General features: G+C 40.3%; 10 protein-coding genes. 4 read left to right on the plus strand and 6 right to left on the minus strand.

Annotated features, from left to right (window positions below; all coding sequences use genetic code 11):
* Window positions 1–273 precede the first annotated feature (273 nt).
* The 6 genes from nrdB to EL215_RS06905 all read right to left on the minus strand — a co-directional run bounded on the left by nrdB (window position 274) and on the right by EL215_RS06905 (window position 7,383).
* Window positions 274–1,404, minus strand: coding sequence for a class Ia ribonucleoside-diphosphate reductase subunit beta (gene nrdB, locus EL215_RS06880; RefSeq protein WP_014065539.1), 1,131 nt, complete (start codon window positions 1,402–1,404; stop codon window positions 274–276).
* Window positions 1,405–1,499: 95 nt separating this feature from the next.
* The gene (gene nrdA / locus EL215_RS06885) at window positions 1,500–3,770 is read right to left on the minus strand and encodes a class 1a ribonucleoside-diphosphate reductase subunit alpha (RefSeq protein ID WP_126471086.1); all 2,271 of its coding nucleotides are present in this window, start codon (window positions 3,768–3,770) and stop codon (window positions 1,500–1,502) included.
* 275 nt (window positions 3,771–4,045) lie between these two features.
* A complete protein-coding gene (gene dolP, locus EL215_RS06890; RefSeq protein ID WP_126471088.1) occupies window positions 4,046–4,627 on the minus strand; it encodes a division/outer membrane stress-associated lipid-binding lipoprotein in 582 nt (193 codons plus the stop codon).
* Between the two features lie 74 nt (window positions 4,628–4,701).
* A complete protein-coding gene (locus EL215_RS06895; RefSeq protein WP_126471090.1) occupies window positions 4,702–5,286 on the minus strand; it encodes a D-sedoheptulose-7-phosphate isomerase in 585 nt (194 codons plus the stop codon).
* A gap of 12 nt (window positions 5,287–5,298) precedes the next feature.
* Window positions 5,299–5,658: a YraN family protein gene (locus EL215_RS06900; protein ID WP_126471092.1), complete on the minus strand. Its 360-nt coding sequence runs from the start codon at window positions 5,656–5,658 to the stop codon at window positions 5,299–5,301.
* 3 nt (window positions 5,659–5,661) lie between these two features.
* Entirely contained in the window at window positions 5,662–7,383 is a 1,722-nt protein-coding gene (locus tag EL215_RS06905; protein WP_126471094.1) for a penicillin-binding protein activator, read from the minus strand.
* A gap of 69 nt (window positions 7,384–7,452) precedes the next feature.
* Between EL215_RS06905 and rsmI the strand changes: the two genes are divergently transcribed.
* The 4 genes from rsmI to pntB all read left to right on the plus strand — a co-directional run bounded on the left by rsmI (window position 7,453) and on the right by pntB (window position 13,066).
* Entirely contained in the window at window positions 7,453–8,301 is an 849-nt protein-coding gene (gene rsmI / locus EL215_RS06910; RefSeq protein WP_126471096.1) for a 16S rRNA (cytidine(1402)-2'-O)-methyltransferase, read from the plus strand.
* Window positions 8,302–8,382: 81 nt separating this feature from the next.
* Entirely contained in the window at window positions 8,383–9,831 is a 1,449-nt protein-coding gene (gene tldD, locus EL215_RS06915) for a metalloprotease TldD (RefSeq protein ID WP_049357523.1), read from the plus strand.
* Between the two features lie 303 nt (window positions 9,832–10,134).
* On the plus strand, window positions 10,135–11,676 hold the full coding sequence (pntA, locus tag EL215_RS06920) for a Re/Si-specific NAD(P)(+) transhydrogenase subunit alpha (RefSeq protein ID WP_049357521.1): 1,542 nt from the start codon (window positions 10,135–10,137) through the stop codon (window positions 11,674–11,676).
* Window positions 11,677–11,686: 10 nt separating this feature from the next.
* Window positions 11,687–13,066 (plus strand): Re/Si-specific NAD(P)(+) transhydrogenase subunit beta, encoded by a 1,380-nt coding sequence (gene pntB / locus EL215_RS06925; protein WP_049357519.1) that lies wholly within the window; start codon window positions 11,687–11,689, stop codon window positions 13,064–13,066.
* Window positions 13,067–13,091: the final 25 nt, after the last annotated feature.

Raw genomic sequence — 13,091 nt, forward strand, 5'->3', positions numbered from 1 at the left:
TGGAATGTGATTTATTTAATAATAAACAGAATTCTCCTATTCTACCTAGAGCATTGTTTTTTGTTAAGCCTTTTTTAATTAAGTTATCCTTTTTATCTAGAAAGTTGTCGAAATTGAATTGGTAGAGATGGAATTATGCCATTTTTCCACATAAGATAATTTTATCCTTGGCTCTTGAATAAGGTTCACCGTGTACGCAAACAAAAGAGCGGTCAATTTTTCAGAGGTTTTAAACGCTGAAAATACTGATCGCTCTTTGCGTAGAATGATTAATTAAAGATCGAAATCGCCGAAATCATTGGTATCGACTTTAGAATCAATTTGACCTACAAGATAAGAACTCACTTCCACTTCTTGCGGCGCTACTTGTACGTTGTCAGAAACAAGCCATGCGTTAATCCATGGAATTGGGTTAGAACGTGCACCAAATGGTAATGGAAGACCTACAGCTTGCATACGGATATTGGTGATGTATTCCACGTATTGCACCAAAATGTCTTTGTTCAAACCAATCATTGAACCGTCTTTGAACAAGTAATCCGCCCATTCTTTTTCTTGCTCTGCTGCGGCTAAGAATAAATCATAGGCTTCTTGTTTACATTCTTCCGCAATTTCAGCCATTTCAGGATCGTCTTGACCTGCAGCCATAATGTTTAAAATGTGCTGTGTGCCGGTTAAGTGTAACGCTTCATCACGAGCGATGAATTTAATGATTTTCGCATTACCTTCCATTAATTGACGTTCTGCAAAGGCAAAGGAGCACGCGAAAGATACATAGAAACGAATGGCTTCAAGTGCGTTCACACTCATCAAGCAAAGATAAAGTTGTTTTTTCAAGTTGCGTAACGTTACAACACATTCTTTACCATCTACAGTATAAGTGCCTTCACCATACAGGCTGTAAAGTTGGCTATCACGGATTAAATCATCGTAGTAAGAAGAAATATCACGTGCACGTTTAATGATTTCTTCGTTGGTCACGATGTCATCAAATACAATAGAGGGATCGTTCACAATGTTACGAATAATGTGTGTATAAGAACGAGAGTGAATGGTTTCAGAGAAGGTCCACGTTTCGATCCAGGTTTCCAATTCCGGAATCGACACCAACGGCAACAACGCCACGTTCGGGCTGCGGCCTTGAATAGAATCTAACAAGGTTTGATATTTTAAGTTACTGATGAAAATGTGTTTTTCATGTTCAGGCAACGCCGCATAGTCGATACGGTCTTGCGACACATCCACTTCTTCCGGACGCCAGAAGAAAGAAAGTTGTTTTTCAATGAGCTTCTCAAATGTCTCATATTTTTGTTGATCGTAACGCGCAACGTTAACGTTTTGACCAAAGAACATTGGTTCTTTTAATTGGTCATTTTTAGTTTGTGAGAATGTGGTATATGCCATGTTATATCCTTACTTATAGCGGGCTTTTACCCACTTAATGATTGATTGTCTAAAAATATCAAAAGGCGGACTTGTAAACAAGCCCACCTAAATGATTAAATCTTACAAGCACCGCCTGCACAGCCATCATCTAAATCTTCTTGGCTGTCTTCAGCACCATCACGGGTGTTTTGATAGTAAAGAGTTTTTAAGCCGTATTTGTAAGCGGTTAAAAGATCTTTTAACAACACTTTCATTGGTACTTTACCGTCTTCAAAACGTTTTGGATCGTAGTTGGTGTTTGCAGAGATCGCTTGATCCACGAATTTTTGCATGATGCCGACTAAGTGCAAATAGCCGTCGTTGCCCGGGATGTCCCAAAGTAATTCGTAGTTTTCACCGAGGTTTTCATAATCCGGCACCACTTGTTTCAAAATTCCGTCTTTCGAGGCTTTGACACTCACGTGGCCACGTGGTGGTTCGATACCATTTGTTGCGTTAGAAATCTGAGAAGAGGTTTCTGACGGCATTAATGCAGTTAAGGTTGAGTTACGTAAACCGAATTCTTTGATTTCTTGACGTAATGTTTCCCAATCATAATGTAATGGTTCTTGTGTTAAGTTATCGATATCTTTCTTATAAGTATCGATTGGTAAAATACCTTTCGCGTAATTGGTTTCATTGAAGTACTCACATGCACCTAATTCTTTCGCTAAGTTCATGGATGCTTTTAATAGATAGTATTGAATCGCTTCAAACGTACGGTGAGTTAAATCGTTCGCTGAGCCATCAGAATAACGCACGCCATTTTTCGCTAAGTAATAGGCATAGTTAATAACACCGATACCAAGTGAACGACGGCCTAGTGAAGAACGTTTCGCCGCTGGAACAGGGTAGTCTTGGTAATCAAGTAAGGCGTCTAATGCACGTACTGCCAGATCCGCCAAGTTATCTAACTCATCTAAATTCTCTAATTTACCCAAGTTAAATGCAGAAAGTGTACAAAGCGCAATTTCACCATTTTCATCATGGAAATGTTGTAATGGTTTAGTTGGTAATGCAATTTCTAAACATAAGTTAGATTGACGCACCGGTGCAACAAGCGGATCAAACGGAGAGTGAGTATTACAGTGATCCACGTTTTGGATATAAATACGACCGGTTGATGCACGTTCTTGCATTAATAAAGAGAATAACTCAACGGCTTTTACAGAACGTTTGCGGATATTTGGATCCTGTTCGTATTTCACGTAAAGTTCTTCAAATTTATCTTGATCTGCAAAGAAGGCTTCATAAAGCCCAGGTACGTCTGAAGGGCTGAATAAAGTAATGTCTGCGCCTTTAATTAAGCGTTGATACATTAATTTGTTTAACTGTACACCATAGTCCATGTGACGAACACGGTTATCTTCCACACCACGGTTATTTTTCAATACTAATAAGCTTTCAACTTCTAAATGCCAAATCGGGTAGTAAACTGTCGCTGCACCACCACGTACGCCACCTTGTGAACAAGATTTGACGGCACTTTGGAAGTGTTTATAGAATGGAATACAGCCTGTATGGAATGCTTCACCACCACGAATTGGGCTACCTAACGCACGAATTGCACCCGCATTTACCCCGATACCCGCACGTTGTGAAACGTATTTCACGATTGCTGCAGAGGTAGCGTTGATAGAGTCTAAGCTGTCACCACATTCAATCAATACACAAGAGCTGAATTGACGTGTAGGCGTACGAACCCCCGCCATGATAGGCGTAGGTAAAGAAATCTTAAAGGTTGAGGTTGCATCATAGAAACGACGAATATAATCCAAACGGGTTTCTTGCGGATATTTGGAGAATAAGCTCGCCGCAACTAATAAATAAAGGAATTGTGCAGATTCATAGATCTCACCGGTTACACGGTTTTGAACTAAATATTTTCCTTCTAATTGTTTTACTGCTGCATAAGAAAAGGTCATATCACGCCAGTGATCAATAAACCCATCCATTTCATCCCATTCTTCACGAGTATAGTCGGCTAAAAGTGCAGGATCGTATTTGCCCATGCGCACTAATTTTTTCACATGATCGTATAAACGAGGTGGATCAAAATGGCCATACGCTTTTTTACGCAAATGGAAAACCGCAAGACGTGCAGCAAGATATTGATAATCAGGGGTATCTTTGCTGATTAGATCTGCTGCTGCTTTAATAATGGTCTCATGAATATCGGAGGTACGAATACCTTCATAGAATTGAATATGAGAACGCAATTCAACTTGAGAAACAGACACATTTTCTAAGCCTTCAGCCGCCCAAGTAATTACGCGGTGAATTTTGTCTAAATTGATTTGTTCAAGCGTACCATCGCGCTTTGTAACCATTAATCCTTTGTTCATGGAAGATAAACCTGCTAGAGAGATGACTTTAAAAAAACACAAGATATAGTGTTGTGAAAAATAGTGATGCACAAGATAGAGGGTTTTGAAATTGAATTCAAGTGGTAAATTTTTTACTGATATTATTGACAAAAGATAAGTCATTTAAAATAAATAACTTTTTATTGAAGTGATCTTTTTTTAAGATTGAATCTTTTTTTGGGGAAAGTATTGAGAAAATATAAGTGCGGTTAAAACAACATGATTTTTAACCGCACTTTAAGTATAAAAATTAACTAATTCAAATACTTAAATACCTTGATAACTTTTTGAACACCTGCAACATTGCTTGCAATTTCTGCGGCAGAATTGCCTTGTGATTGAGTGACATTGCCGAGTAAGAACACTTCACCATTTTCGGTGATAATTTTGACATCTGTAGCCTTAACATTATCACCTACGAAAAGTTTTGATTTAATTTGTGTGGTAATCCAGCTATCTTTTGTAATTTGACCAAATGTAATTTTTGGGGCAATACGTAATTCGTTATAAACATCATTTACACCTTCGACACCTTTAGTAAGACTCGTTGCCGTGTCTTTTACATTTTCATCAGGAACTTGACCAATTAACAATATACGACCACTGTAAGAAACAGCATTTACACGGCCTTCAGATTTAATTTGAGCATCTTTATCCAATGCATTTTCCACTTTGACTTCTAGCGTTTCATCATCGACCTGCGTACCCATCGTGCGGGGATCCGTTGCAACTTTTGTTCCTGCTGCCGCACCACCTACAAGTGCGGCTGCACAGCCCTGCAAGAGGGCTGCTGTACCTAAAATAAGGGCAATTTTTTTTAATTGTGATAATTTCATTGTGTTCTCCTTATTGAGTGACTAATTCATGCATTAATTGCTCCTTAAGAGTGTGAGGTGTAATCGAAGATTTGTCAAGCTCTTGGGAAAAGTGTGCAATCAATAAGTTCACAAAGCGCATTAATGACAAATAAATGATTCTCTAAAATACGTGCTTCTTTGGTAGTAGGAATAGATATTTCCAAATCGCTATCAGCTAAGACACCTTGGATAGCGTCATTATTGGCACCAGTTAAAGCGATAACTTGAACTTCTTTGTGTACGGCATTGGCAATTGTATTCAGCACCGATTTTTCAGAACCAAGAGGGGCAAATGCTAAAAGAAGATCACCTGATTTAGCAATAGCATTGAATTGATGTTGATAAAGTTGATCAATTGGCTGATCAAAAACCAGTGAAGAACCGACCGCACTTTCCAGGCTAAGCAGTACAGATGGCAGGCTAGGACGCTCGAAATCGTAACGATTAAGCAAATTTGACACTAAAAATTGCGCATTGGCATAAGAACGAGATACCCCACAAGCAATGACTTTATTACCGCTCAGTAAACATTGCATCACCATTTGTGCGGCAGTAGCAATATTTTCTGATAGTAGGCTAGAAGCAGAGATTTGAATCTGAATACTTTCGCTATAAATATCTTTGACTTTTTGTAACATAATTAGAAACGATTAATCGAGGAAATTAGGAAACCATTGAATATCACTGGTCGTTTTACCAAAGGCGATAAGATCAAAACGGCAATCCGCATCTTCAAGGCTCAAATCGTGTTTAGCAAGCCATAAATTTGCAGCATTCAGCCATTTTTGTTGCTTTTGCCAATCGACGCTTTCAACAGCAGATCCAAATGCTGAGTTGGATCGTTGACGTACTTCAACAAAAACAATCGTTTGACCGTCTTGCATAATAAGATCTAATTCACCACATTTGAAATATTGATTCGCAGCGATGAATTTGAGGCCTTTGGTTTCTAAGAAAAGGCGGGCTTGATGTTCAAAGCCCGCCCCTTGTTGGCGTTTTAATGAAAACATAGATTAGTTTGCAACTGTAACTATGTGACCATCTTGTACTTGATACCATGTCATATCACGATTTATATTGCAGTTTGAATCAGCATTAAGCTGCCCAGTTAAACCGCTTAAGGTATAACCCGGTACTTGGCGTAATTCGTTAAAGTGATTGATGAGCAACCATGCATCAGCACCCATTGCATATAAACGCATTAATTGGAACTCACCACCAGTTGAATCCGCTACTTTTTGGTATTGTGAAGAATCATTTTGTTTAAAGAACGGAATATCACTAAATTGAACGCCATTCATTTTTGCATAGTATTCCGCAGTATTGCTTGCCGCATTTGAACGAGAACTTGCATAAATGCGAACATTCGGATTGCTGGTATCTAAGTAGCCTTTAATTTCTGCTAATTCATCTGGCGATGACACGACATAAAGCCCAGCTGTATCTTGTGAAGCACCTTGGAAGAAATAGGTAATATCAGCTGGTAAGTTATAGTAGCGAATATTCGCATCTGTACCTGCTAAACGTTGCCAACGTACATTGAACGCATTACCAACACGTTGTCCTAAATCATTTTGTGGCATCGCAACGATGGGGTTGCGAATACCATCTTGCCACATTTTATTTGCAGCCGATTCCGCTTCATCCTCTGGCGATAAACCGTAATAACACATTTGGTTAATTGTGCGCACATTCGGTGTTGCATTTAAGGCTAATACATCCATACCTTGCACTTCAGCAGGGTTTGAAATAATGGCATCTACGTTTTGTTTGAGCAATGGTCCGACTAATGCTTTAATGTCAGCGTTTTTAGCTTGTGCAATAATTTCGTTAATTGGTGTGGTTGATGAGTCAAAGACCTGCACTGGGATAGTTGAGTCACCTTTGGCATCATTGAAACCTGATTGAATCGTTGTACCTAAAATTTGTCCATCTCCACTTAAGGGTAAGATTAACCCAATTTGAGCTAAATTTGTTTGTTGGAAATTTAATAAGCTTTCTAGCTCTTTAGGGAAAAAAGTAGCTGCAACGTGACTTGGATAAGCGGATTTCCAGCTTTGTAGCGCTTGACTTAATTGTACCGGCTGACGAATGTTGTCATTATAGGCTTTAATTAAAGTGAGCCACCCCCCGAGTGCTACGCTGCCTTCATCTGAGGCATTATTAATGACCCCTGTATTAGCAGAATGGAGTAATGCCCAAGTCTTATTGACATTATTTTTACGACGTTGTATATCTGTTAAGTTTTCATCCATTTTGATGCGTGCTTTCACCGCTTCAATCACATCTTTACGATTTTCTGCAGTTTGCGCAAAGGTTTCGTAATAACGGGATTTTTGTGATGGACTTAATTTCGTAAGATCAAGCGCACGTAATTGACTTTCAGCCATCTCATTAGCGCCTTTCGCCGCAGAGATACTCGCTTCAACTAACGTACGGTCTAATTGTTGCGCTTCGTTTAAGTCAACCAATTCATTTAATAATTCTTCGGCTTGTGGCACTTTATTTTCAGTAATTAATACACGTGCGGCTAAGAGTTTGTAAGTTTGTTGATCTTCTTTATCTTGTACTTGTCCTAATTTGTTCATATAAAATTCAGAACTTGCATTAGCATCACGTTGTAATGTTTGGGTAAAGCTGCTATCGAATAAGTTAGAACAACCCACTAATGCAACAGACAATAAAATCGGCATTAAACGTTTTTTAAAACGACCGCCTTGTAATAGAATAGACATATTCGCTCCATAATGAATAAATCAATAATGGTCGATCTTACTTATCTCACAATGTAAAAGCAAACAAAAATGAATGATTTAACCGGAATTTTATATATTGTCGCCACGCCAATCGGGAATTTACAAGATATTACACAACGTGCTTTAGAGACCTTTTCACAAGTGGATTTAATTGCTGCGGAAGACACACGCCACAGTGGTTTATTGCTCAGTCATTATGGTATCAAAAAGCCTTTTTTTGCCTTGCATGATCACAATGAACAAGAAAAAGCACATGTGTTGGTAGAAAAGCTAAAACAAGGTACCAATATTGCATTAATTTCCGATGCAGGAACCCCCTTAATTAGCGATCCAGGTTTTCATTTAGTGCGTCAATGTCGTGAAGCGGGCATTAAAGTAGTGCCACTACCAGGTGCTTGTGCAGCGATTACTGCATTATGTGCATCAGGCATTGCGTCAGATCGTTTTTGCTTTGAAGGTTTTTTACCTGCGAAAACCAAGGCACGTAAAGATAAGTTAGAAAATGTCGCAGAAGAAGACCGCACTTTAATCTTCTATGAATCAACTCACCGCATTTTAGATACCCTTGCCGATATGCAAGACGTATTAGGTGGTGAACGCTATGTTGTGCTTGCACGTGAAATTACGAAAACGTGGGAAACCATTGCAGGGGATAAATTAAGTGATCTTCGTCAATGGTTAAGTGAAGATCCGAATCGCACGAAAGGTGAGATGGTGTTAATCTTGGAAGGCAAACCCAAATTAGAAGATAGCGAAGAATTTTCACCACAAGCAATTAAAGCACTCACTTTGATTGCCAAAGAACTCCCTTTAAAAAAGGCTGCGGCGATTGTAGCAGAACTTTATGGTTATAAGAAAAATGCCTTATACCAATTTGGATTGGATACTTTAGATTAGTCAAAAAACGATCTCCCTCTTTAGCAAAGAGGGGATAGGAGAGATTTGGCAGAATTAATTTTTATAAATTTCGGAGAACAAATGTTAAAACAGGTTTCAGATACCTTACTTGCACCAAGTAATTTATCGCATCAATCATTGCTTAATATTTTTGATGTGATGTCGCATCGTCATATTGATTATGCGGATCTTTATTTTCAATTAAGCCAAGATGAAAGCTGGGTATTAGAAGACAGCATTATTAAAGAAGGTGGCTTTCATATTGATCGCGGTGTTGGTGTACGCGCTGTTTCTGGTGAAAAAACAGGCTTTGCGTATTCTGATCAAATCAACTTAGCCTCATTACAACAATGTGCAGAGGCCGTAAAAGGTATTGCACAAATTAAAGAAGGCAATTTAATTTCGCCTCAAGCATTTAATGCGGTGAATGCGGTTCAGCGTTATGCGGCGATTAACCCGTTAGAAAGTTTAAGTAAAGAGAAAAAGATCGAGTTATTACACTTAGTGGATCATACAGCTCGATCTGAAGATCCTCGTGTTACGCATGTTTCCGCAGCATTAAGCTCAATTTATGAAGAAGTGTTAGTGGTCGCAACGGATGGCACTCTTGCTGCAGATATTCGCCCGCTTGTGCGTTTATCCATTTCGGTTCTCGTGGAAGAAGATGGCAAACGTGAGCGTGGTAGTTGCGGTTCAGGTGGACGCTTTGGCTTAGATTGGTTCTTTGACGTGGTAAATGGGGATATTCGTGCCGTTAATTTTGCCAAAGAAGCGGTTCGTCAAGCCCTTGTGAATTTGAGTGCGGTCGCTGCACCAGCAGGATTAATGCCTGTGGTATTGGGGGCAGGTTGGCCTGGCGTATTGCTTCATGAAGCAGTGGGGCATGGTTTAGAAGGGGATTTCAACCGCAAAGAAAGCTCTCTATTTACAGGAAAAATTGGTGAGTTAGTGACGTCGCCATTATGCACAATTGTGGATGATGGCACATTACAAAATCGCCGAGGTTCTTTAACCATTGATGATGAAGGTGTACCAAGTCAGTGCAACGTTTTAATCAAAGACGGGATTTTGCAAGGCTATATGCAAGATAAACTCAACGCTCGGTTAATGGGTGTGAAACCAACAGGAAATGGTCGTCGTGAATCTTATGCACATTTGCCAATGCCACGAATGACGAATACCTATATGTTGGCAGGTCAAAGCAAATTTGAAGATTTAGTGGCCTCTGTGGATCGTGGTATTTATGCACCGCACTTCGGTGGTGGGCAAGTGGATATCACTTCGGGTAAATTTGTGTTCTCGACTTCTGAAGCTTATCTGATCGAAAAAGGTAAAATCACCAAACCGGTTAAGGGCGCTACATTAATTGGTAGCGGTATTGATGTGATGCAAAAGGTGTCTATGGTCGCAGATAAAACAGACTTAGATCTTGGTATTGGTGTATGCGGCAAAGATGGCCAAAGCGTGCCAGTCGGCGTTGGTCAGCCCGCCTTGAAAATAGATGAAATCACCGTTGGTGGAACCAATTAAACATACAGCCCGATAAACCATGTCGGGCTTTTTATTCCTCCATTTAAGTGCGGTCAATTTTTTAGGTATTTTTATCAATCGATTTTTGATGAATAATCATTGAGTTATGTGAGAAACTAAGCGCACCATATTTCTATTTCAATCCTTTTGTGATCCCTATCACAATATCTTGTAAAACCAGTTAAAAATTTCCCCAAACAATCCCAATAAGTGGTACATTTACCGTGCATGACTTTTTGTCATTTAAGAGGTAGAGACAGGCGTGAGCTTGTCTGAAATTTTATCAACTAGAGGGAAACATTTATGTTAATTGGTGTACCTAGAGAACTGCTTGATAGCGAAAATCGTGTGGCGGCGACGCCAAAAACGGTTCAGCAGATCTTAAAACTGGGCTTTGACGTCATCGTAGAACACGATGCGGGATTCAAAGCAAGTTTTGAAGACCAAGCATTTATCGACGCCGGCGCAAAAATTGGCTCAAGTTCAGAAGTGTGGCATTCGGATGTGATTTTTAAAGTGAATCCACCAACGGATGCAGAAATTGATCAAATGAAGGAAGGTGCAACACTTGTGAGCTTCATTTGGCGCGCACAAAATCCGGATTTAATGAAAAAACTCACGTCGAAAAAAATTAATGTATTAGCGATGGATTCTGTGCCACGTATTTCCCGTGCGCAAGCGCTTGATGCATTAAGCTCTATGGCGAATATTTCTGGTTATCGTGCGGTGATTGAAGCAGCTCATGAATTTGGTAGTTTCTTCACTGGACAAATTACTGCAGCAGGTAAAGTACCACCGGCAAAAGTGTTAGTCATTGGTGCGGGTGTAGCAGGTCTTGCTGCTATTGGTGCTGCTAATAGCCTTGGTGCGATTGTACGTGCTTTTGACTCTCGTCCTGAAGTAAAAGAACAAGTACAAAGTATGGGCGCGTCTTTCTTAGAAATTGATTTCAAAGAAGAAGGCGGTAGCGGCGATGGTTACGCGAAAGTGATGTCAGAAGAATTTAACCGTCGTGCGATGGAGCTTTATGCGGAACAAGCGAAAGAAGTGGATATCATTATTACCACTGCAGCAATTCCGGGTAAACCAGCCCCTCGCTTAATCACAAAAGAAATGGTTGATTCCATGAAACCAGGTTCTGTGGTGGTGGACTTAGCGGCTGCAACAGGGGGTAACTGTGCTTATACTGAAGCAGGAAAAGTCGTCACCACTGAAAACCAAGTAAAAATTATTGGTTATACCGATTTCCCAAGTCGTTTACCAACACAATCTTCCCAACTTTACGGTACAAACTTAGTTAATTTATTAAAACTGCTTTGTAAAGAAAAAGACGGCAAGATCAATATCGATTTTGACGATGTGGTATTACGCGGTGTGACTGTGGTACGTGATGGTGAAGAAATTCCACCAGCGCAAATCCAAGTGTCAGCACAACCAAAACAAGAAACGAAAGCGGCACAAAGTGCGGTTAAAAAAGAGGAAGAAAAACCAGCAGATCCTCGCATCAAATATGGTGTGATGGCGGGTGTGGGTGTGTTATTCCTCTGGCTTGCGTCTGTAGCGCCAGCGGCATTCCTTTCTCACTTCACTGTATTCGTATTGGCTTGTGTAGTCGGTTACTACGTGGTTTGGAACGTCAGCCACGCTTTACACACCCCACTTATGGCGGTAACTAATGCGATTTCAGGTATCATCATTGTGGGTGCATTACTGCAAATTAGACAACCAACAGGCAACTTCTTTATTGATGCATTAGCCTTTGTGGCAATCTTGGTGGCAAGCATCAATATCTTTGGTGGTTTCCGTGTAACTCAACGTATGTTGGCGATGTTTAGAAAAGGTTAAGGAGAAGACGATGTCTGAAGGTTTAGTACAAGCAGCCTATATTATCGCTGCATTACTTTTCATTATGAGCTTAGCCGGTCTTTCTAAACATGAAACGGCAAAAGCCGGTTGTTGGTATGGTATTGTCGGTATGACAATTGCCCTTATTGCAACTATTTTCGGCCCGCAATCTGAAGGCACATTATGGATCATTATTGCGATGATCATCGGTGGCGTGATTGGTGTTCAACGTGCATTAAAAGTTGAAATGACTGAAATGCCTGAACTCGTTGCGATCCTTCACAGCTTTGTAGGTTTAGCAGCAGTGCTCGTAGGCTTTAACAGTTACGGTTTAACACACGAAACCGATCCGGTGTTAATGAATATCCATAATGTTGAAGTATTCTTAGGGATCTTCATTGGTGCGGTGACATTCACGGGTTCTATCGTAGCATTCGGTAAATTAAGCGGCAAAATCAATTCAAAAGCATTAATGTTGCCACATCGCCATAAATTAAATTTAGCGGCATTAGTGGTTTCTGCTTTATTGATGGTCGCTTTCTTAAACAACCCAGATAATATCTTCCCAGTGTTACTTATGACCGCGATTGCACTTGCATTCGGCTGGCACTTAGTGGCATCTATCGGTGGTGCGGATATGCCGGTTGTGGTTTCAATGCTTAACTCTTATTCTGGTTGGGCAGCGGCTGCAGCAGGTTTCATGCTAAGCAATGACTTGCTTATCGTCACCGGTGCATTAGTGGGTTCTTCTGGTGCGATTCTTTCTTACATTATGTGTAAAGCGATGAACCGCTCATTTATCAGCGTTATCGCAGGTGGTTTTGGTAATGATGTTCAAGTATCTTCTGATGAAGAACAAGGCGAACACCGTGAAACAACCGCAGAAGAAGTGGCTGAATTACTCAAAAATGCAAGCTCTGTGATCATCACTCCAGGATACGGTATGGCGGTAGCACAAGCGCAATATCCAGTGGCTGAAATTACGGCGAAATTGCGTGAGCGTGGTATTAACGTACGTTTTGGTATTCACCCTGTTGCAGGTCGTTTACCGGGTCATATGAACGTACTTTTAGCGGAAGCAAAAGTGCCTTATGACATCGTACTTGAAATGGATGAAATCAATGATGATTTCGCGGATACCGATGTGGTATTGGTTATCGGTGCAAACGACACTGTAAACCCAGCTGCAATGGAAGATCCAAACAGCCCAATCGCAGGTATGCCAGTGTTAGAAGTCTGGAAAGCACAAAACGTTATCGTATTCAAACGCTCGATGGCGGTGGGATATGCAGGCGTTCAAAACCCATTATTCTTCAAAGAAAACACTCAAATGCTCTTTGGTGACGCAAAAGAACGTGTTGATGACATTCTTACAGCATTAAACAAATAAGCAAAAAATTGAAGTAAAACTGACC

This window comes from Haemophilus parainfluenzae (assembly GCF_900638025.1).
Lineage (GTDB): Bacteria > Pseudomonadota > Gammaproteobacteria > Enterobacterales > Pasteurellaceae > Haemophilus_D > Haemophilus_D parainfluenzae_J.